Below are 22,143 nucleotides of genomic sequence, written 5' to 3'. Positions count from 1 at the left end.
CCCTTCTACTTTTCTACATCTGAAAAATTCAGCGTATCATCATAATAATTCTTAAGCTCCTGCTCTCGAATCCATGCCTCTACGATAACTTGTGAGAAGAAAATCTTTCTGCGGATCTTATAATGCGGCACTTCATTCAGACGCACCATTTCATACACTGTGTCTGTATGTACTCCCAGATATACAGCCATTTCCTTCACCGTCATTGCTTTTCTTTCCATTAAAAAAACCTCCCTTTTTGTTCTTTCAATCTTACAATCGAAAGAAAAGGAGGTTATGGGGTGCTTTCGGTTTATTTTTTAAAAAACTATTTTCGAGGATGCTTTTATAACTTATATTTCTATTATCGAATCAGCGGTTTTGCCTGGCTGTTTCATGTCAGGATGAATAATTCCTCTTCCAATTACTCAAATTAATTCTGGGAGGTGTATCACTTTGGGAAAAGATCGCCAGGAAAAGAAATTACGTGAAAGCGGCCGTGTCGAATCCGACCGGGATGTCAATCTCCGCTATAAAGGAACAGCAAAAATGTCCGGGCCAGAAGAAGCCAGGAAATTGAATGATGGAAGGAAGTAGCGGGAAGTGCATGGGAGCACGGGGACAGATCTCTTGCCTCCATGTACTTCACTTAAAAATGAAGCACGAGAAGCGTTCCACTTTTTCTCTTGGAATATCGATTATGGTTTAGTAAACTTTGTGTTGGGGTAAGATACAGTATGTATTATTATCTGTCATTCGATTTACATAGTTAATACTAAAAAAAATTTTGGGGGATGGGAAGGTACTTTATGAAAAAAAAGGAATCGTATAAGAATCCGGTATTTTTTATTTCAGCAATAGTCGTTGGGTTATTAGTTATCATCGGGGCATTCACGCCGGAACAATTTGGGGCTGTCGCCCAGACACTTTTCGATTTTACAACGCTTAATTTCGGGTGGTTTTATTTATTTGCAGTATTTATTATCATTCTGTTCCTTGTTGGCATTTCGGTTAGTAAACACGGGAAAAGGCGTTTAGGACCTCCGGATTCGCGGCCGGAATATCCATTTTTCACATGGGTTGGCATGCTCTTTTCAGCAGGATTTGGGGTTTCCCTTATCTTCTGGAGTGTCGCAGAACCGATGAGTCATTTCTTTATCACTCCATTTCCTGAACTGGAAGCTCAGACAGAAGAAGCAGCAAGAGTAGCAATGGGTTATTCCTTTTTTCACTGGGGGATTAGTCAGTGGGCCGTCTTTGCACTTGCAGGGTTGGCGATAGCCTTTCTCCAGTTTAGAAAAAATAGAAGTGGGTTGGTCTCTGCTGCTATAGAACCAGTAGTAGGTAAAAACAAGGGAATAGCAAATACGGTTAATATTTTGGCGGTAATTGCGACTGTCATGGGTGTTGCGACAACCGTCGGCCTCTCGTTTATTCAGCTGAACGGCGGGTTGTCGTCTGTATTTAATGTACCAAATAATATTGGAGTACAGGTAATTATAGCGCTAGTCATGCTGGTAGCATATCTGGCATCCAGTGTTACAGGGCTGGATAAAGGAATTAAGTGGCTGAGTAATATCAATTTAGGGCTGGCTCTTCTTATAATGGTAATCGTATTTTGCTTAGGGCCAAGTGTATTCATTTTAAACTCCTTTGTACTTGGCATGGGTGATTATATCTCCAGTTTTGTACAGTACAGCTTGCGCCTGTCACCATATACCGGCGGTGATTGGGTTTACCAATGGACCATATTCTATTGGGCATGGGCCATCGCCTGGTCACCATTTGTAGGGGCATTTGTTGCACGTGTGTCCAGGGGCAGAACCATCCGTGAATTTGTCGCTGGTGTAATGGTCGTACCTCCGGCCATTGCCTGTATCTGGATTGCAATATTTGGCGGTACTGCTGTATATAGTGATTTAAACAACGGAACACAAATTGCCGAGGCTGTAAACGAAGATGTAACAGTAGCCCTATTTGAAGTCTTAGGTGTTGTACCGTTTTCAGACATTCTATCCATTATATCGATAATACTTATTTTCACATTCATGGTAACATCTGCTGACTCTGCTACTTATATTTTAGGCAGTATGACATCTAAGGGAAGCCTGAATCCAGCACTGATAACCAAAATTATCTGGGGTGTCCTTATCACAGCAATTGCCCTTGTATTATTATTTACAGGTGGATTGGAGTCACTGCAAACTGCATCATTAACAGCAGCATTGCCATTCACAGTTATACTTCTGATCATGACTGTTTCAATATTTAAAGAGATCAATAATAAAAATAGCGAAAAGTAAGGATAGAAGCAGGCAAAAGATGATTCTTTTGCCTGCTTCTTTTCTGTTTGATTTGGGGATGATGAGACTGGCTTCTTATGAGGAGTGGTGCAGCCCTTTGTAGGTACGGATATGTATGATAAATTAAGATTGATGATTTCCTTCGGTATGTTGACCAGCATTTATCTAGTCTAATAAAAAAATTATAATCCTTCATGCGATAAATGAAGCTCGAGAACGTCCCTCTGCCTCTCCCTTTTCCATCTACTTTTGATGCTCATAGCAATAAATTTTACCTTTGAACTCTTTTTTAGAAGAGCAAAAATCAACTACTTTTTGAGATACTGGCTTATTGCATACTGCACATTTTGATTTACTGTCTTTCTTAGTATTATTTTCTATTATACTGTCTACATGCATCTTTCTTATTTTTGGATCCGTAATATTTGCCTTGGCAAGCGTCTCGTAGATTGCTAAAATTTCATCCTGGCTAAGAAAAGCTTCCGTGCTCTTAAGTTTAAGCATTGATACTTTTCTAAGTATGGTTTCAGTCAAATAAAGGTCGTAAATAACTAACTCTTCTGAATGAATATCCCGCAAGTCCAAATCGATTTTTAAATTACAGCGCTTTGTAAAAGATACTAAAGATAAAAAGCTCCTATGAAATTTTTTATCAACAAATCTTTTAAGAGCTTGGATATGACCATAATTTTGTATCAATGGATTCGGCATTTTAAACTTCCCATTAATTAGCCATGTTTTTCTGTTCCTACCTCCATAAATACTTCCTTGATAATTTTTGGTTTCAATAACAAAAATTCCATAAGGGGTCAGAACCACATGATCTATTTGAGAAAAGCCAGAAGCTGTTTTTGTATTTTCAATCATTAAATCATTTAGATATTTATATTCCTTTGGCAGCTGAGAAAGCTGAATATCAATTTTATATTCGCCAATTTCCCCTTTTCTATTTGCAACGTGTTCTGTGTTTTTATTCTTCACAGAATTCTTTGCAGGTTTTATTTCCTTCTTCTTTTTAAATAAATTCAAAAGAGCAAGCATAGTAAACACTCCTATATTATAAGTTCTATACTTTTTATCGGTTATAATTTATTAACTTAAAGCTATATAGCTGATTATAAAGCAATTGAATAAACAGCTGTTTCTATGCCCATATTGGATACTGAGGTGAAAATTATGGAAGTATTAATTATATTTGTTGAATTTCTTATAATTGGCGGATTAATCTGGTATATAAAAAAGCGTAACGAACATGATGCATCTTTGATCGCACAAAAAATTGAATCTGGTCAAAAGATCAAAAGAACCATGGCAATGGGATTGGCCTACAGATTTAATTTCCCAGTAATCAAAAATGATAACAATGAAAGGTTTTTTGAAAAATCTACAGAGTTATTTCTTAAAGAAACTCAATATGAATTTGAAAAGTTTGTCTCAGACATAATGGCAAAAAGGTTTGGAGGTACTTCCTTTACAACTGTAAAAACTGGGGATTTCGGTGTAGACTTCGAACATAATCGAGAAGAAGGCTTATACCTTGGTCAGGTAAAAGCTTATAAAAATGATTTGGGTTACCAGCCGATAGCTCTCGTACACTCTAATATGATTAAGAGAAATGCTAAAGGCGGGTATGTCATAACAACAAGTGATTTTACTGCCTCAGCCAGAAGCTATGCCAGAGGTTTAAATATTGAGCTAATTGATGGGGTGGATCTAGTTACCTACTGGTTAGAAACAATGGATTTAAAAGTTTATGTACCAATTAATGAAACTATTTAGACTTAGAGTTTTCGAAAAAAATCACCCTGCGGCTATTAGACCACAGGGTTCATGAAAGTATTTTAAATCATAATTAAAGACTCAAATTGAACATATCCAATTTAATTTATTTAGATTTAATTCATATTCGTACACGAATCCCTCTCTACTGACCTCCGTGATTATTAAGTCCTGATTTTCCTATATTCTTCACGTATTTTGTATTTTAACAGTTTACCTTGAAGACTGCGCGGCAATTCCTTTACAAATTCTACAGCATGCGGAATCTTGTATTTTGCTAATTTTCCATTACAAAATTCAAGAATCTCAGTCTCTTCAGCAATTTCATCATTGTTTAAGACGATAATTGCAATGGGTACCTCTCCCCATTTTTCATGGGGTACACCAATGACTGCGACATCAGCAATTTTTGGATGTTTATGCAAGACTTCCTCTATTTCTGTAGGATATACATTGATTGCACCCGAAAGAATCATGTCTTGCTTTCTATCCACGATATAATAAAAACCATCTTCATCCTGAACGCCCACGTCACCTAAGCCTAACCATTCTCCACGAAATGCTTCTTTTGTAGCATCAGGCCGTTTATAATATTCGTCACACAACGTAATGCCTTTAACATAAAACGCTCCTGAGTCACCCTGATCGACTTCCTTCCCCTCGTCGTTGAGCAATTTGACTTCCATCCCCAGCATGGGAAGACCAACGGATCGGTCTTTATTCTGCTGATCTTCAGGAAACAAGTTTGCGGCACCGCCAAGTTCAGTTGCACCATAAAATTCATTCAATTCCGCAGATTTAAAGAATGATAGAATCTTTTCCTTCGTACCTGTGTGAAGAGGGGCTCCTACGGAAATCAAGCCTTTCATAGATGAAACATCGTATTTGTTCTGAATATCCTCCGGAAGTGAAAAAATTGCGTCAAACATTGGAGGAGCCAGGAAGGTGGTGGTCGGCTTTTCCTTTTCGATGGCCTGTAACACTTCGACCGGATGAAACTTTTCCACGATATGGACCGAGTTTCCGACATAAAAGTTCGGTATGGATATTCCAAATGCCGCCGCCCCGTATAAAGGCCCTGCAGCCAATCCTTTTCCATTTCTTCCTATCGCAAACTCGATGCTGAAGAGCAATGCAACCAAATATAAGCTTCGATGGGAACGAACCGCACCTTTCGGGTGTCCAGTCGTTCCTCCCGTATACATGATTGAGATCATGTCCAGCTCATTCAATGGTTCCGAAGGCGCAGGTTCTTCAACAGAAAATCCCGAAATCCATTGCTCGTATTCTAAAGTATCCGCATCATCAACCTCTCCCACACTTATATAATGGTGTTCTGTTTTCACTTGATCATGAATAGACATGATTTCTTCAGAGAATCGACGATCGAAAATCAATACAATGGACTCCGAATCATCCAATACGTGTTTGATCTCTGGGCCAACGAATCTGGAATTGACCGGTACAAACACGGCTCCGATTTTGCCACAAGCGTAAACAATTTCAAAAAGCTGGTTGCAATTCATTAACATGAAAGCGACTTTATCGCCCTTTTTAATCCCAATATTTTGTAAGGCATGTCCCAATTGATTAATCCGATTGTTAAATTGCTTGTAAGTAAATCTTTTGTCTTTAAAGGAAACAGCCTCTTTTTCCCCATAGCGAATTGCATTTAACTTAATTGGATCACTAAATAACATATGTTGCATCAATAACTCCTCCTTGTGTAATTTTGTATACTTTTTCGCACTTTTACTTATTTCCGGTCGGAATATACTAAACGTTGAGTTTTAAAATTTTACTGTACACCGCCCTGTTGAAAGCGTGTTCATATTTTTCATTGCTAAGATGCCTTAGGCAAATCTTGCGGAAAGAAACTGGGAATTGATTACTCAAACATACCCGCCTTAGTCCTTTTTTTTAATCCAATGTCGAACAGTAAATTCTTAAATTGCTTAATCTCTTCCTCATCAAATTCTGACAGAAGTTCCTTGTCCAATTCGTTCATCTTCTGACACAGAGGCTGCTCTAAAGATTTTCCTTTTTCCGTTAAAAAAATCTTTTTATTACGACGGTCACTGCGATCAAATCTGCGCTCAATAAAACCGCCTTGTTCCAATCGATCTATAATACCTGTCACCGTAGCACTGTCTAATTGAAGTCTCTCCCCTAATTCAGAACCAGGTTGTCCATCTTTTTTCCAAAGGAAGTATAACAATCCAAATTGAGCTGGAGTTACCCCATAAGGAGATAATTTTGCTTTACTGACTTGTTTTACTCGTTGTAAAGCTTTTCCTAAAATAAAATGCAAACAATCGAACCTATCCATCAATCACCACCATCCTTGAATTATTCTAGTTTTATATAATATTCAAAATATAACATGTATACAAGTATCTTGTAAACAAGTTGTTTGGAAAATTACAAATTTTCAAGATGTAACTCTACCCCTGCTTTGTTGTTCAATCTAAATTTATTTTTAATACTATCTATTTTTTTCGCCTTTCATGCACTTCTATCCATTTTCCTCAAGCAATATTTCCCTGATTTCCAGCTTTCTCAGCTTCTTTTTCACTTGTTTTGCCCAGCCTTTAACAGCTTCCAGTGTTGTATTTTCCTGTTCAGCAATCCTTTTGTAAGGTATGTCTTCGATAATTGAATTACAGAACCATTTCTACTGATTCTCTGTTAAATGGGATTTCAATTTTTCATATGGATTTTTGTATTCAAATACCATTTCTTCAAGGGAATAAAATGCCGGTTCATGAAACACAGGATATTCCTCCAAAAAGCTTACCCTTTTCGAATGTTCCTGACTTCGCTTTCTAATAAAATCAATCAGCCGGTTCCGAATGATGAAATTGAAATAGGTTGACATAGGACCTTTATCTCGGTCATAGGATTTATATGCCTGCCATAAGGCGGTAAGTCCTTCCGAATAGTATTCCTGGTGAGGGTCTTTGATGTTTAGCTGATGAATATGGTAATGGATTCTTCGATGATTTTGGTCGTAGATGTCTTGAAATGTGAAATTTTCCATGGTGGATCGGTCTCCTTATTCTAAAATTATAGTTTTTACAAATTAATCCTCATAGGTAAATTATCCTATGGAATTTATAATTCTAGAATAGGATACACCCCACATTTCACTGATAGTTGTTACGGTTTTGTGAAGTTTTAATAAAAATTCCTCCTTCACCATCAACTTAGCGTTAACAGTAAAAGAGGATCATTAGAGTATTAAAAATCGTATTGTTACAAACTCTGGTAAAATAATTTTATCTTATCAGCCATCAATTTTCTTCGTTCTTGCAAAAATTCAGTATAGTTGTCAACATTCATTTCAAATATAGAAGCGGGAATGCAATTCATTTCCAGATTCAATCTTAACTGCTCCATGTCGTTAATCTCACCAATTTTAATTTTTGACTCATGTATTTGGTCCTTGACATCTTCCATATAAACATCTGGAGCAAGATATGATCTTTAAAATGAATTTGCGCCATAACAAATAAGTTAAAATACGGACTGCTAGTTACAGATGTATTCAAATTAGTCGGAAGTATATTATCCCAATATGCATCTGATAATTCACCTGCTTCAACCGACTTAACGTATTCTTTAGGGTCCGAATAAGCAGCAAACCTTTTTATATCGTAGTCAAACGTTGATTCAGGTGAACCTGAATATCTTTCTGTTAAAATAGAGGCAACTAACCACTTTCTTACAATCAAATTAATTTCCGATCCATTAATTCCCTTTTCACGTAAAAGCAAAAATAATGCATAGGCAAAATTTAACGCATTTTGTGACCTAATTAGTTTTCTATGAATGATGCCGGCTGATTTCAAAATCATAATGAAACGTTTAAAATTGGTTTCATCAATAAACTTTAGAACCCCATCATTTAAATTAGAAAATGAATGCTCGATTATTTCTTCTTTATATTCTCTTGTCTCAAAATCTCTTCCAGAAAGTAAACTCACTAAATTTGAAATAGGTCCGCGTAGAAATTTAAAGGTAAAGGCTACACGCAGTACATCGGAATAGCTTGGTTCATAAATATTTGTATTATATCCTTTTACCCACTTAATCTTATTAAAATTTTCACTATCTGCAAATTCACTATCGTTTATTCTAATATTATCGTAAATAGCTGGACTTTTAATTAAATGGGAAAAATAATCAATTGTTTTTCTGATTAGTGGGCCATCATAATTATCGTTAACAGATATTTTAGACATAGCAAAGTCTGCCTGGCTCAAATTTACACCAGCTGAATTAATTCTAATAAAAATTTCAGTGACCCTCTCAATATCCAATGTATGAGCCAGTTCAATAATACCTATGGAGGAATTCTTTATTTGGATTAATTTTTGAATAACATTACTGATAACATCTGGGTCCATATCTGAATTAATTTCACAATAATGATTGATGAACTTATACATACTAAATTCCGGTTTAAATACCTCTGCTATATTCGGAATCCATTTTTTATTTTTTCGAATTGCAGGGTTTTCCACCTCAAATTTTTCTTCTATTGGGTTAAATGCTATATTTATAGGTTTTTTCTTATAATCCTTATCAACAACCTCTTTATCAGATATCGCTGCCATTAAAGCCGTTATGCGTTGTTGCCCATCGATAAGTATTCTCTTACCATGAGAAAAAGTTCCATCTTTTAATCGTGCATCCGGATTTTGCCATGTTATGATGTAACCCACTGGATAATCCTTATACAATGAGTCTAATAGATCCCTTACCTTGGAAGGTTTCCAAACGAATGGACGTTGGATTTCTGGAATAGCTACAATGTCTTGCTCAATCCAACCTAGCAAAACATTTACGGTACTATTACTAACATTATAATTTGACATAAAATCACCTCAAGTATTTCTAATAAATTGCAATAGGATTGATTACAATCGTATAAATTATATTGTAACAAAATCTATTGACAAATAATTGTATCTGATAATTTTCTTAAAAATTAAATCTATCTTCATTTGCTAGATTATACCTTTTTCTATAAAATAAAAATAACAACAAACATAGGAGCGATAATATGTCTACATACAATAAATTAGTCCGTGACCGAATTCCCGAAATTATCAAAAAGTCCGGAAAAGAACTAAAAACAGAAACACTAAACCAGGATCGCTATATTCTGGAACTAAAGAAAAAGTTATATGAAGAGGTGGAAGAATATCAGACTGCAGCAACCAATGAAGATGCTAAGGAAGAATTGGCTGATGTATTAGAATTGATGCACGCACTTGCATGTGTTCATGGTTCATCTATTGAAGAAGTGGATAAAATCAGAGAAGAAAAGGCTACGAAACGAGGGGGCTTTGACGATAAAATATTTCTAATCGAGGTTGAAGATTAATGGCTGATATTTCGTTACATACAAATGATCTGCATAAGCAATTAGTAGAAGATATAAATAATTCCTCAACCATTTACATCCTTACCTCATTTATTATGAAGTCTGGTGTAGATGTTATTTTTGATGTGCTTCAGGAACGGTTGAAAGACGGTGCTGATGTAAAGATTTTAACTGGTGATTATTTGTATGTAACGCAACCTAAAGCTTTGCAGAGATTATTAGATTTGCTGGGTGATAATCTCGAAATCAGATTATGGCGAAGTAATGGTATTTCATTTCATCCAAAAACATACATATTCAAACATCGTGAAGAAGGAGCTATAATCGTCGGGTCCTCTAACCTTTCACTCTCTGCTTTAACTGGAGGGATTGAATGGAATCTTCGAATGCAGCGAAATGCATCCATGGAAACTTTTAATAAAGCCATAGAATTATTTATTGAATCTTTTTATGATAACCAAACAATTGAGATTAACCATGAATCTCTTAAAATTTATCAGAAAAATTATGATGACTTCCATATCAGAAATTCAAACCTTATTTCTACCTGGACAAAACAGGAAGAGATAGATTTAACTTTACCCACAGAAGATGTCCCACTCGATGAAAATATTATAGAAGCACCCGCCGGCTATATTACAAAATTGGAACCACGCCCTGCTCAGCTAAATGCATTAAAAGGTCTAGAGGATACCATCGAAGAAGATTACAATAAAGCAATGGTAGTAATGGCAACAGGACTTGGAAAAACCTATCTAGCTGCCTTTTTCGCACAGCGTTTTAAAAAGATACTATTTATTGCCCACCGTGAGGAAATCCTTAAGCAGGCTAAGAAAAGTTTTGAGCAGGTGCTGGGAAAATCGGGGGGGTTATATTACGGATTTGAAAAAGATCCAAACCATGATATGCTGTTTGCATCTATTTTTACCCTAAGCATCCAGGACCAATTGCACCGATTTACCCCGGAAGAATTTGATTTAGTTATCGTTGATGAATTTCATCATGCAGCAGCTAAAAGTTATCAAAAGGTTATTGAATACTTCCAGCCAAAGTTTCTTTTGGGCTTAACAGCAACCCCTGAACGTACAGATGGTCAGGATGTATTTGCAATCTGTGATGGTAACGTGGCTTATGAAATAACATTTATTGAGGCAATCCAGCATGGCTGGCTCACTCCTTTTATATATCATGGGGTAAAAGACGATATTGATTACTCAAATATTAAATGGCTGGGTAAACAATATGATCAGCATGAGCTGATGATACAGCAGCTCCAAGAGGATCGGGCAAAGCAAATTTATGAAAAATGGAAGGAATACAAGCAAACTCGTACCCTTGCATTTACCTCCTCCATCCAGCAGGCAGAATTTCTGTCTGATTACTTTACTGAACAGGGAATTAGATCGATCACGTTGACTTCAGCTACCAGAGATATATCACGTGCTGAAGCAATACGAATGCTCGAGACTAATGAAATAGAAATTATCTTCACGGTTGATTTATTCAACGAAGGTGTGGATATTCCATCTGTAGATACTTTATTATTTGCGAGACCAACAGAGTCATTGGTAGTATTCACGCAGCAAATTGGCCGTGGTTTGCGGAAATATGCTGGAAAAAATAACTGTGTAATCATTGACCTTATCGGAAATTACCGAAATGCTGATACGAAGCTTCAAGTATTTAATGAATATAAATCAGATCCTACTAAAGCACAAGGAAGTATTTTTCCAGTTGTACCAGATTCCTGCTCAATTAATTTTGAAACAGAAGTAATCGATCTGCTTGAAGAATTGAGAAGAAAAAGAAGCTCGCGAAAAGAAAGAATTTATTTTGATTATCTATCTGTGAAAGAGCAATTTGGCAGAAGACCAACTTATAAAGAAGTTCATCTAAACGGAATAATTAATTCAAAGGAATATCGACAGGCCTTTGGAGGATATTTTGCATTCTTAAATGAATACGGGGAACTTACAGATCACGAGTCAGATATATACCGGAAACATTATCGCTGGTTCAATAAGGTAGAAAAAGAACAAATGAGTAAATCATATAAAATGGTGATTTTGCAATTTTTGCTTGATAAAGGACCAAATGAGTGGCTTAACAGTATTACACCAGAAGATACTGCTTCCTATTTTCATCAGTTTTACATGGAAAAGAGTTATCGCAGAAACACTGACTTTTCAAATAAAAACACAAAAAAGCTTTGGAATTATGATGAAGCTAAAATTGCTAAACTAATTGCTGACATGCCGATGTCAAAATGGGTTGGTAAAGATGAGCTGGTTTATTTTGAGGATAATCAATTTGGGGTGAATTTTGAAGTTGATACAAGTGATCGGGATGTCTTGCATGAGATGACCAGTGAGATTTGTGAATATAAGATGCATGTTTATTTTGAGAGGAAGGGCAAGGGGTGACTTATCACCCTTACCCTTTATTTATTATTCATTCACAATATAATTATAGAGCTTATTATCAATAGGTTGTTCCAAAATCATATTCATATGAACCACTGGTATTTGCTTCCCTTTTTTATCTAACATTTTATCCTGTTCAACAGTATCCTTAACAGGAGAAGCTTCCCCTAAATAATAAAAACCGCTGCCTTCATCATCATCTTTCTTTATAAATAAATGAAGATCTATGTTATTTTCTTTTGCATAAATAATTTTTTTAACTTCATTTGAATCCAATGTCCTGTTGCTACGTGTATACCATTTAAAAACCTGTGGGCTGATAAATTCGTCACCATAATCTACACTTGATTCTACTTCTTCATTTTTATGATAAGTAACAAATATAGGACACGTTTGATGTTTAGGTTTATATCCATACATTGTTGAACTTTCATCGTTTTTCCAATTTAAAAACTTACAGGCATCTTTTCTCGTGTATTTCGCATACCGAGTAAGCGGTTTTGACGCTTGGTACTTTTCATTCCTTTGTTTTGCACTTTTTACCACATCTATAACCAACGTCTTAAAAAAAGGATTTGAGAGCAAGCTCTTCTGTATTCTAGCATTAAACATATAAATGTTGTCCGTATTCAATACAATAATTGGATCATTCCCATATTTCTTTTGATCTGTTTGAGTAAAAAATGATAAATTAAACATTCGATGTACAGATTCTATAGTATTTTCATCAACAATACAGTCAGATATTTGTAATCTAGATAAATATTCGTCATATGATACTGAATTTTTATCTAGTAACATTTCAAGTAAAATATGTTCATGTCTACGTTTACCATCCAAGACTTCTAAAGAAAGCATCGTTAAAATGCTATTTTCATAAACATTTATTGCTGGAATATCTTCTTTCATTTTCTGCAGAAAAGCAAAATAATTTTTAAATTTACCTGCAATTACTACTGGATCAATCGAATGATTCGATATAAAATCATATAAAAGTGGCATTCTGCCAAACCGATTTTTCAATTCCAGAAATGCATCTTTAAATATCTTTATTGCCGTCAAATTGCTAGCATTTATTGATTTGAATATTTGTTTCTTAGCTACTTCTTCAAAATTAACTGTAGATACTCCCTTAATATAGCTAGTTTCTGTTGCCTTCCTACGAATATTATCTTTATTCTGCGATTTGTCACCAGAAAGAGCCATAGGGATCATATAATTATTTTTATAGTTACCAATAAAATCAATGATTGTAACGAAATCCTTTGTATCATGCTTACGAAGTCCACGACCTAATTGTTGAATAAATATGATACTTGATTGGGTCTGTCTTAACATGACTACCTGATTTACACTTGGAATATCAATACCTTCATTAAAAATATCCACGGTTATAATATAATCCAATGCACCGTTCTCTAAGCGATCAACTTGATACATACGCTCCTCTTGAGAGTTATCCCCGGTTAAGGCAACCGATCGAAAATTCCTATCATTCAGAGCAGCTGATAGTTTAATAGCCTCATCTTTTCGACTACAGAACATTAACCCTTTTACAGAATCACCTGAATGGCCATAGTAATTAATCTTATCAATAATATGATTTACACGTTCGTCTGTAACTAATTTGGATAGCATGGTAGAATCATCAATTATTTCTCCATCATACTCAAAATCGGTTACACCAAAATAATGAAATGGACAGAGCATATCTTCTTCTAATGCTTCTTGCAATCGAATTTCGTAAGCGATATTATAATCAAACAACTCATAGATATTAAAATCATCTGTACGTTCTGGTGTTGCAGTCATTCCGAGCAAGAAATTCGGTTTGAAATAATCTAGAACTCTTAAATACGAGGCAGCACCTGCTTTATGTACTTCATCAATTAATATATACTCAAATTCTTCTGGGTTAAATTGTTGTAGGGTTTCTTGTTTTGAAATGGTTTGTATAGTTGTAAATAAATATTTGGCCTCTTTTTGCTTAATCGAACCGGAAAATATTCCAAACTCTCTTTCTAGCCCTCCCAAAATACGTTGAAAGTCGGCCTTTGCTTTATGTAAAATTTGCTCACGATGAACCACAAATAACATGCGTTTAGGTGCTACTCGGCGTACATCAAATGCCGATAAATATGTTTTCCCAGTCCCAGTTGCTGATATGACAAGCCCTTTATCATGGTTAGCATCCCTAACAAGTTGTATTTGCTTTAATGCTGCTTCTTGCATTTTATTTGGTTTTATACTTAAAGCCGTCTCTACAGGATTAACTTCATATTCTTTTGGTAATTCTAACACCTTAGTAGTTGCTCGATAATCGAATGGTTTATATTCTTTTTCATAAGATTCGATCCACTTATTGGTTAATTGACTTGACTCTTCCCACACTTCTTCAAATTGTCTTTTAAAATGAGATATTACCTCCCCATCTTCGTGTGACGTTAGCTTCACATTCCACTCATAATTTACCTTCAAAGCCTGAGCTGTAAGATTTGAACTCCCAACGATTAAAGAAAAGTATTTATCATGTTCGAATATATATCCTTTCGAATGAAAACCTTTCAAATCTGTTAATCTTACGTCCACGTTAGTAATCTTCAATAATTCTTTAAAAACCTTTGGCTGATTGAAATTTAAAAAAGTAGAGGTCAATATTCGTCCTCGAATCCCTTTTAGTTTTAAATCAAGCAAATGAGATTTTAATGTAGCAAGTCCACTTTCCGTAATAAAAGCAACAGAAAATATAAATGAATTACAATGATCAAGTTCTTCGACTATAGATGTTAAGACATCCTCATTCTCTCTTATATTATTCACTAAGAGTCTTGGTTTATATGTCTCTGACTTCCCATAGCTTTGATCTATAAAGCCTTTATGTAAGGAATCCTCCAGGTCTCTAAGAAAATTTTCCATCAAATCACCACACAAAAATAAATTATTTTCCTTTACATGTTAACCATTTGCCAACTTCTCTACAGCAGGAATGTCTGCGGGAGCCCAGTCGAGTGTTGTAAGCTCTTCTCTATGCAACCATTTGATTGATTGATGTTCAGTTAAAACTGGTTCTCCTTCGATTAAAATGCAATAAAAAGTAGTTAAATGCACGATCCCGAAGTCATATTCGTAAACTGTATGATCAACTTGCCTTCCTACTTCTATATGACACTCCATTTCTTCTTCAATCTCTCGCTTTAAAGCTGCTCTTTCAGTCTCACCTTGTTCGACCTTCCCTCCTGGAAACTCCCATTTGTGAGAAAGTGTTTTTGTATTCCCTCTTTGCGCACAAAGAATCATGTCATCATTAACAATAACAGCACCAACTACGTATATATTCTTTTTCTTCAATTACTTCGCCACCTATAAATTACTTTGATAATTAATTATACAGGAATGTATGTTGATATTAAAACTTTTCCTGCAATAGAGATTGATTGGTACATGAATGGCAACGACAATAGTCATTCTGACTGAAACACTACTGAAAGTTGCCAAATTACATTTATTAAATGCCTTTAACAGTAAGCTCTTCTAAACTTCCCACTCCCTAACAAGTTACACCACCCTTTTTAGATTCTATTTTTTTGATACTTCTTCTTATTAAAATTACTATCATAGTCCTTAATATTAAACTCCCTAATAAACTGTGATATTTGAATCTGCTCTGCTGCAGCATAATAAATATTCAATTCATGCTTGGCCCTGGAACATGCAACATACAAAACCTTTTTCTCATCATTAAATATTTCATCAAAATCTTTCACATAATTACTATCAGTCCATTTTTGACCACCATATTTTTTATTCAAGTTCTCAATCCTTTGTTGAGATGGATAATGATTCCTATCAAAATGGATTAAAAATACATAATCAAACTCCAAACCTTTTATTTCAAATGGATCAGTAAAGAAAATCGGTTTTTTAATCTTAGTATAATCGAATTTCGACCCGTATTTTTCAATTCCAATAACATTAAATTCCCTGTCTAGCACATCTTTTAATGTCCCATATTGATGCAGTTCTTCTTTAGTGTAACGATGTATTATCGCGATTGTCTTATCTGGATTACTTCTGTGAACGGCTTTGATATTTCTAATAATTTCATTCGCCATCCGATTCTCAGTGGAGAAATGCCTGATTTTAGGTCTATCACCTTCTCTGAAAAAGTCCTGATCATCTTCTCGAACATTTTCTACATCTGTAAATTCAATCGCACTTGCCAAGTCCATAATTTGCTTGGTGGAACGGAAATTCTTTGATAACTTTTGATTGGTGCGTCGAGTCATTTTTAAGTTGATTTCCCTGTAGGATACAGGCGTTCTTTTGTAAATCCGTTGTTTGTCATCCCCGACCAATGTAATAGAATCTTTAGCTAATGCAACCAAGCTTTTTATCTGCATTGGCTGCAAATCCTGAAATTCGTCTACAAGAATATGGTCAAACTTGAAATTAGCCCTAGGATTGATGGTTAATTCATTTAGCAAATATAGAGCATAATCTTCCATGTCTAGCAAAGGAACTTTAAAATTTGTCTTCATGAAGTTATTATATTCTTCAAATAAATAAAAAATAGTGGGTCTTTGTTTTCTTGTCACATTTGGACTATGTCCTCTTCCCGTTCTTTCTTTCTTGAAATATTCTTCTTTTGAGGTAAGTCCATTAGCTTTCATCCAAAAAAATTCTTCCATTAGAAACCTTGCTGTATGTGTTTTAAAAAGTGGCTCATAATTTTGAATATCACCCGATTCTTCAAATCTTGTTTGAACCACCTTAATTCTTGCTTCAATTAGAGCTTCATGATCACGAATTGCAGATTGATTCATTCTAAGGCGATTTATCTCAGGAAAACCACATTCATGCATTAATATATTACGAACTAAATCATGATAAGTTGTTAATTTAACCTGATGTTTTCCACTCAATTGGTTATATTTGTCCGATAGCTCCAACCTCTTTCTTGTATCCTGTATTAATGTTTGGTTGAAAGTGACGTACAAGATTTTTTGTGGAGTTTCAGCCTGCTCCATCATTTTTATTAATCTGTATGCAAGCATAAGGCTCTTCCCACTGCCTGCTGAACCTCTGATAACTAATTGTTTTTCACTTGATTGAACAACCTGTTTTTGTTCGTTGGTAGGTTGTATACCAGGAATCAATCCATCCAGAGAAAAATAATTCTTCCATTTCCGCGCATACCGTTGGCCGAAATATTCCAATTTTTCTTTGCGACTAGTTAATGATGTTGTCAATGGCATACATTCCTTCCGTACAATTATTCAAATGTGGACACATTTTGCAATGGTTTCCTGGTTCTGCTTTTATATGATACTTATTTACGTTTTCTGAAAGCTGTTTAATCAATTCCTTATCATTGAACATTTTATCTTTCCGATATTGGTTTCTTGCTTTCGTGCGGCGATTTTCCCTATATACACTCCTTAAAATTTGCAGACTCTTCATTTCCTTAGGAAAGGAGATGTTCTCATAGGTTTTATACCGTCTTAAGCTAGTTTTATATTCCAAGTCAATCAAGTTATCCTTTTTTGTATAAGTCCAATGTGGAAATAAAGGATAAACTAATTCTTTAAATTCTTCTCTTTCCGATTTTGAATATGAAAATAACTTGCCAATCTTGCTAAAAAGAAATGATTGGTGATAGTCTGATTCATAGACAGGCTGTTGTTCAATAACTGTTGAAAGCAAAAATTTCTTCGAACAAAAATCATGATCCAACCAAAATAAGCCTGCAATTTTCCCCTTTAAACCATCTAAATTTATAGTAGTTTTCAAATTAGGAGTGATATCTTTTAATTTGTCTTTATAACCATCATTGCTCGCTTTACACTCCACTATTTCTCCATCGGTATATAAATCTGCCAATATATCAAGAAAAATATTTCTAAATCCATCTTTTTGCAAGTGTTTTATCCAGCTAAATATAACTGGTCCCTGATGGTTTTCAAGTACATTATAAATCTGGTATACTCCCAGTTTTTCAAAATTATTACTAACCTCATAATCTGTCCACAAAGAATGCAGAAGATCTGAAGTATTCAACGAGGCCGAATGGATACAGTTTTTAAAATCAGTATAAGTAAAAATTTCCGATATAACCGCTTGGTGACTTTCGGGAAAATTCATTTGTGTTAAATTAGTTAGATGCAATTTTGTTGAATTACTGGATTGTATAATTTTTTGCTGAATTGACGGAAGCGAGAGAAGCTTTGTGTCTTTATCAAAATTAGATTCTGCATTTAAATAAATCAATTGCAATAACTCATGGATAGTAAATTCCCAGTCGGAAGGATGTTCAACATTAAACACATTATTCCAAAACTCTTTTACATCCGATTCATCTATTTCTTTACCCAATACTTCCTTCCACAAACTGAAATAATTATTAACGTTAACTAAATCATTTTCCTCAGAAATTAGTAGCCTGCATTTTTTTTCTACAATATTAACTAGTTCAATTAATTGGTTAATGGTTATCAGATATCTATCCTGATTAACAAAAGAAAATGTTCGGAATGGATTCAACATATATCTTTTCAAACGATTTCTGCCCACATCTTCCTGATTTTCCTTATCAAAACTTCTGGATATCAAATCTAGTTCTACTAATCGGTTTAATCTTTCTTTTATTTCTTCTATGCTACTTGTACCACTCATATATTCCTGAAGATCCATCATCAGGGAAAGAGCTTTTTGGCCACTTATATTTTTTGTTTTCACCCAACTGCTGGTAATCAGTTCAATTAATGTTTCAAAGCTTAACTTTAGATTACCTTCCTCGATACTGCAAAATTGAATATAATAAATGAATTTCCCTACCCCATTCTCATACATTGGAGATTTTTCATGTTCAATAATGGGAAGCACTTCATCAGTATCTACTGAAACAAATTTATCTGGATTATTCTCATAATAATTTGCGAAATCATGTGGTGATTCAAACTCTAAAATGCTAACATCGTTCCGTTCCTGAACAGGCAAATCATTATTTTGCATAAAAAAGCCAAATCGGTTGCCACCAGGAAAATTTTCATTTGCATCAGAGGAAAGACTGGAATAATTAGTTACTACACTATAAACTTGTTCCCAAAATGTGAAAGTATTTGAAAATTCAATTTTATATGGAATCCGGAATTCAACTATAAACCCTTTTGATTTTAACCAATGAATAAAATTCATTCTTCCAAAATTCAAATATTCAATCTCATAAAAAATTATTTTTTGCAGATTAGAATGGGCTATCATTTTCTTGGAAATGTTTGTTTTTGTATATTCCTCTTTTCTATAGAAGTATTCCATAGTTATCTTTTTCTTTAGCATTTCATTTATTATAGACATTACTTCATTTTTTCTTGAATCAGTAAAAGAAGAATTTATTTTAGTTAACCCTAAATCAGCCAATAAATAATAATCTCTGACAATAGAGTCTAAACGATTCAGTAGATATTTCTCATTATCAAAATTGCCTTTATTGATTATCTTTCTGCACTCAGACTGTAAATAAATCTGAATCCTGGCAGTTCGAAAATTTGGGAATAAACTCCGAAATAATTCATCTATACTCATAGATGATATTCGTGATTCCTTTGTTGCAAGGTTAGCTAAGCCGCTGGTACCAAATATATGAATTTCTTTATGGTTATGTTCTATACGATTTAAAAACTTTCTCAGGGAAGCATACGATTTAATCGGAAAATAAGGTTTCGTAACTTGAGGTTTCTGAGAATCCTTTTGCAATTAAATCACTCCAATTTTTAACAGTATGACTATTTGTCTCAATAGGTGCCTCTGCAAATATTGCTTTCTTTGCACGGGTTAAAGCAACATACAATAGTCTTGTTTCTTCTCCGATATTTTCTAGCCGTTCTTCTTTGTTCAATTTCTTATATATATCATTTGTGTAAGTTTTCCCTTTATTGATATAAGCTTTATAACCAATAGAATCCTGATTCACAATTACATCTGTTTGAATGGAACTTATAAAGAGTTTTTTTGTTTCAGGTAAGTAAACTTGATCAAACTCAAGCCCTTTTGCTTTATGGACTGTCATTATTGATAATCTATTGATATCTGGATCAACTTCATGAATTGTTGACATTGTTTTATCTGTCTGCATTTTAATTGATAATAATTTTTCAATCTTAAACAAGCTTGGTATATTGTCTTTCAATTCTTTCTTCAACTGATACAACAGTTGATTTAAATTCATTTGATATTCAAGTCTTAAAAGTTTCACTTGCTTATCAGTATACTGGTTTTTCTCACTCTTATTGACAGAAAATCTTTGTGCATATACAGTCGCGGGATCCACATTTTCAATTATTTCTTGAAACACTTTAAATGGTGACATTCTATTAAATCGTTCTTCGAAATTGCTAAACTTCGTATCTAACTCCATTAATAAATTGTGAGAGGTTTTTTCCGTTGAAAAATCAGCTAGAAGCTTTTCTATTTCAAGAACCCTATCACCATATGAGGATAAGTGTAATGTGTATCTATTTTTCCAGTTATTTGGACGTGTGAACCTTCTCAATAACTGGTAAAATTCTCTCACCGGAACCGATCGATAAAAATTACCATCCTGCTCAGAACTGTGAAAAATATTATTTTCTTCACAAAAAATAGAGAAGTCAGTTACTTCTTTATTTGTCCTTAACAATACTGCTGTATCCGTATTTTCAATTTCTTTGAGAAAATTTACTCGGCCAATACTTGTTTGAAATTTTTTACTGATAAAATTGGTTTCATCCGATTCTTTTGAATCAAATCCACTTAATAGTTGATCTGTGTCGTTGAACCTGAAGGCATCAACGTACTTTGGCCAAACTGCAAAAATACTATTTAAATTGTTTAGAAGTTTAGTATCAGTACGATAATTTTTTTGTAAAAAATACTCTTGAGGAATCACAGTCTGGCTGGCTAGTTGTCGAAAAGCGGTGTAATCAGCTCCCCTAAATCGATAAATACTCTGTTTCACATCTCCTACCACAAATAGATATAGAGAAAAGCGGTTTGCCAAATATGCAAAAAACTTTGTCTGAATCCGGTCTGTATCCTGAAATTCATCAATAAAAAGATATTTAAATGGAATGATATAATTTTCTTCTCTATTCATAACTCTATCCAGAGCAATTATTAAATCATTGACATCCATAGAATTAGAATCATTTTTGTAGTCCTCTAAACGCATACAAGTTTCTTTTACTAATATATCGTATAATATATGAGAATCATCTTCTGATTTACCAAAGTTCATTTGAACAATTCTCTCCACAGGTATAGAGAAATTGCTAATTTGATCAATTATATTTTCTACTGATTGAATAATCCGGTATTGTTCAATATATTTAAATTTCCTAAACAGATCGGGATAATTCAAATTAAAATCGTCTATTACCTCTTCTATTATTTTTCTTCTTTTATATCTGAACTGACTGATATGTACTTCCCTATATTCAAACAGCATTTCTTTGTTTAAGTGAAGAATTCTTTCAGCAAAAGCATGGATTGTGCCAATTGTCATGTTTTTTAATTCCTGTATCCAATTAAGGTATTTCAAATCCTTGGTAAAGTCGAAATATACTTTAAGTTTATTAATTAACTTTTCCCGCATGTTTAAGGCTGCTTTATTCGTAAAAGTCACAAGGCCAATTTCTGAGAATGATAGATTAGGTATATTTGTTTTTAAATAAAGAATTCTATTTATCATAACAGTTGTTTTACCAGTTCCAGCACCAGCAGATACACTGATATTCTCCTGGAGAGGGGCGTGTTCAATTATAAATTGGTCTTTGTTGAAATAAACAGCATTCTCACTTAAAAGTGTTAATTCAGTTTCCGGTATTGTTCCATCATAATAAATAAAATCTTGATTTAAAGAATCATTGAACTTCACTTCGTATAGAAAAAGCATCTGTTCCTTAATAGCCTTTTTCAAAAAAGTATTTTCACTTATCGAATCAATTGGATCATATGTAAAAAAATGTATTTTAGTCCCTCGTCTCAACGTGTTTTCTAGTTGTTCAGGAGTTTCATTATCGACATCCATTTTAAAAATTAGATTTGAATAATGGAACATTTGGAAATCTCCTTTCATAAGTCAGAGTGTTTAATGCACTTTTATAGTATAATTTTATCATATTAGCAGATTCTTCTCACAACAATTCATTTTTCTTTAATCTTCATTGTAAATTTAACTTTAGCAAACAGGCCGTACAAATTTATGTTAAGTACAAGTGTTTGGCATTCCAAA

General features: G+C 34.1%; 16 protein-coding genes. 5 read left to right on the top strand and 11 right to left on the bottom strand.

Annotation, left to right across the window (positions count from 1 at the left end):
• Positions 1-5: 5 nt before the first annotated feature.
• A complete protein-coding gene (locus CIL03_RS00415; protein ID WP_094883241.1) occupies positions 6-221 on the bottom strand; it encodes a helix-turn-helix domain-containing protein in 216 nt (71 codons plus the stop codon).
• Positions 222-435: 214 nt separating this feature from the next.
• Between CIL03_RS00415 and CIL03_RS00410 the strand changes: the two genes are divergently transcribed.
• The gene (locus CIL03_RS00410) at positions 436-576 is read left to right on the top strand and encodes a YpzI family protein (RefSeq protein WP_094883240.1); all 141 of its coding nucleotides are present in this window, start codon (positions 436-438) and stop codon (positions 574-576) included.
• Positions 577-788: 212 nt separating this feature from the next.
• Positions 789-2,282, top strand: coding sequence for a BCCT family transporter (locus CIL03_RS00405; RefSeq protein WP_094883239.1), 1,494 nt, complete (start codon positions 789-791; stop codon positions 2,280-2,282).
• Positions 2,283-2,525: 243 nt separating this feature from the next.
• On the opposite strand, the gene CIL03_RS00400 is transcribed toward CIL03_RS00405, so the two are convergent.
• Positions 2,526-3,323 (bottom strand): nuclease-related domain-containing protein, encoded by a 798-nt coding sequence (locus CIL03_RS00400; protein WP_094883238.1) that lies wholly within the window; start codon positions 3,321-3,323, stop codon positions 2,526-2,528.
• 135 nt (positions 3,324-3,458) lie between these two features.
• On the opposite strand from CIL03_RS00400, the gene CIL03_RS00395 reads away from it, so the two are divergent.
• Positions 3,459-4,061, top strand: coding sequence for a restriction endonuclease (locus CIL03_RS00395; protein WP_240507970.1), 603 nt, complete (start codon positions 3,459-3,461; stop codon positions 4,059-4,061).
• A 164-nt stretch (positions 4,062-4,225) separates the two neighbouring features.
• Here the strand turns inward: CIL03_RS00395 and CIL03_RS00390 are convergent, their stop codons facing one another.
• From CIL03_RS00390 to CIL03_RS00375, 4 genes are all read right to left on the bottom strand, one after another.
• Positions 4,226-5,770 carry an AMP-binding protein gene (locus tag CIL03_RS00390; protein WP_094883237.1) on the bottom strand — a complete coding sequence of 515 codons (1,545 nt, stop codon included), beginning with the start codon at positions 5,768-5,770 and terminating at the stop codon, positions 4,226-4,228.
• 179 nt (positions 5,771-5,949) lie between these two features.
• A complete protein-coding gene (locus CIL03_RS00385) occupies positions 5,950-6,390 on the bottom strand; it encodes a MarR family winged helix-turn-helix transcriptional regulator (protein WP_094883236.1) in 441 nt (146 codons plus the stop codon).
• Positions 6,391-6,735: 345 nt separating this feature from the next.
• Positions 6,736-7,101: a sigma factor gene (locus tag CIL03_RS00380; protein WP_240507969.1), complete on the bottom strand. Its 366-nt coding sequence runs from the start codon at positions 7,099-7,101 to the stop codon at positions 6,736-6,738.
• 346 nt (positions 7,102-7,447) lie between these two features.
• On the bottom strand, positions 7,448-8,941 hold the full coding sequence (locus tag CIL03_RS00375) for a GmrSD restriction endonuclease domain-containing protein (protein WP_206207657.1): 1,494 nt from the start codon (positions 8,939-8,941) through the stop codon (positions 7,448-7,450).
• 188 nt (positions 8,942-9,129) lie between these two features.
• Between CIL03_RS00375 and CIL03_RS00370 the strand changes: the two genes are divergently transcribed.
• Together CIL03_RS00370 and CIL03_RS00365 are read left to right on the top strand one after the other, a co-directional pair.
• Positions 9,130-9,453, top strand: coding sequence for a nucleoside triphosphate pyrophosphohydrolase (locus tag CIL03_RS00370; RefSeq protein WP_094883235.1), 324 nt, complete (start codon positions 9,130-9,132; stop codon positions 9,451-9,453).
• On the top strand, positions 9,453-11,876 hold the full coding sequence (locus CIL03_RS00365; RefSeq protein WP_094883234.1) for a DEAD/DEAH box helicase family protein: 2,424 nt from the start codon (positions 9,453-9,455) through the stop codon (positions 11,874-11,876). The genes CIL03_RS00370 and CIL03_RS00365 overlap by 1 nt, the downstream gene beginning before the upstream one ends.
• A 24-nt stretch (positions 11,877-11,900) precedes the next feature.
• Here CIL03_RS00365 and CIL03_RS00360 read toward each other — a convergent pair whose 3' ends face one another.
• From CIL03_RS00360 to CIL03_RS00340, 5 genes are all read right to left on the bottom strand, one after another.
• The gene (locus CIL03_RS00360; protein ID WP_094883233.1) at positions 11,901-14,792 is read right to left on the bottom strand and encodes a DEAD/DEAH box helicase; all 2,892 of its coding nucleotides are present in this window, start codon (positions 14,790-14,792) and stop codon (positions 11,901-11,903) included.
• Positions 14,793-14,831: 39 nt separating this feature from the next.
• Positions 14,832-15,224 (bottom strand): (deoxy)nucleoside triphosphate pyrophosphohydrolase, encoded by a 393-nt coding sequence (locus CIL03_RS00355; RefSeq protein WP_276281605.1) that lies wholly within the window; start codon positions 15,222-15,224, stop codon positions 14,832-14,834.
• A gap of 221 nt (positions 15,225-15,445) precedes the next feature.
• Positions 15,446-17,125, bottom strand: coding sequence for a UvrD-helicase domain-containing protein (locus CIL03_RS00350; RefSeq protein ID WP_165767871.1), 1,680 nt, complete (start codon positions 17,123-17,125; stop codon positions 15,446-15,448).
• On the bottom strand, positions 17,106-19,628 hold the full coding sequence (locus CIL03_RS00345; RefSeq protein ID WP_094883231.1) for a hypothetical protein: 2,523 nt from the start codon (positions 19,626-19,628) through the stop codon (positions 17,106-17,108). The genes CIL03_RS00350 and CIL03_RS00345 overlap by 20 nt, the downstream gene beginning before the upstream one ends.
• Positions 19,576-21,969 (bottom strand): UvrD-helicase domain-containing protein, encoded by a 2,394-nt coding sequence (locus tag CIL03_RS00340; protein WP_165767870.1) that lies wholly within the window; start codon positions 21,967-21,969, stop codon positions 19,576-19,578. Before CIL03_RS00340 ends, CIL03_RS00345 begins: the two co-directional genes overlap by 53 nt.
• Positions 21,970-22,143 lie beyond the last annotated feature (174 nt).

This window comes from Virgibacillus indicus (assembly GCF_002266285.1).
GTDB lineage: Bacteria > Bacillota > Bacilli > Bacillales > Amphibacillaceae > Virgibacillus_K > Virgibacillus_K indicus.
This window is presented reverse-complemented; position numbering and strand designations above follow the sequence as displayed.

Coding starts and splice junctions, on each gene's coding strand:
- CIL03_RS00415 (WP_094883241.1), bottom strand. CDS start 221: ATGGAAAGAAAAGCAATGACGGTGAAGGAAATGGCTGTATATCTGGGA.
- CIL03_RS00405 (WP_094883239.1), top strand. CDS start 789: ATGAAAAAAAAGGAATCGTATAAGAATCCGGTATTTTTTATTTCAGCA.
- CIL03_RS00400 (WP_094883238.1), bottom strand. CDS start 3,323: ATGCTTGCTCTTTTGAATTTATTTAAAAAGAAGAAGGAAATAAAACCT.
- CIL03_RS00395 (WP_240507970.1), top strand. CDS start 3,459: ATGGAAGTATTAATTATATTTGTTGAATTTCTTATAATTGGCGGATTA.
- CIL03_RS00390 (WP_094883237.1), bottom strand. CDS start 5,770: ATGCAACATATGTTATTTAGTGATCCAATTAAGTTAAATGCAATTCGC.
- CIL03_RS00385 (WP_094883236.1), bottom strand. CDS start 6,390: ATGGATAGGTTCGATTGTTTGCATTTTATTTTAGGAAAAGCTTTACAA.
- CIL03_RS00380 (WP_240507969.1), bottom strand. CDS start 7,101: ATGGAAAATTTCACATTTCAAGACATCTACGACCAAAATCATCGAAGA.
- CIL03_RS00375 (WP_206207657.1), bottom strand. CDS start 8,941: ATGTCAAATTATAATGTTAGTAATAGTACCGTAAATGTTTTGCTAGGT.
- CIL03_RS00370 (WP_094883235.1), top strand. CDS start 9,130: ATGTCTACATACAATAAATTAGTCCGTGACCGAATTCCCGAAATTATC.
- CIL03_RS00365 (WP_094883234.1), top strand. CDS start 9,453: ATGGCTGATATTTCGTTACATACAAATGATCTGCATAAGCAATTAGTA.
- CIL03_RS00360 (WP_094883233.1), bottom strand. CDS start 14,792: ATGGAAAATTTTCTTAGAGACCTGGAGGATTCCTTACATAAAGGCTTT.
- CIL03_RS00340 (WP_165767870.1), bottom strand. CDS start 21,969: ATGTTCCATTATTCAAATCTAATTTTTAAAATGGATGTCGATAATGAA.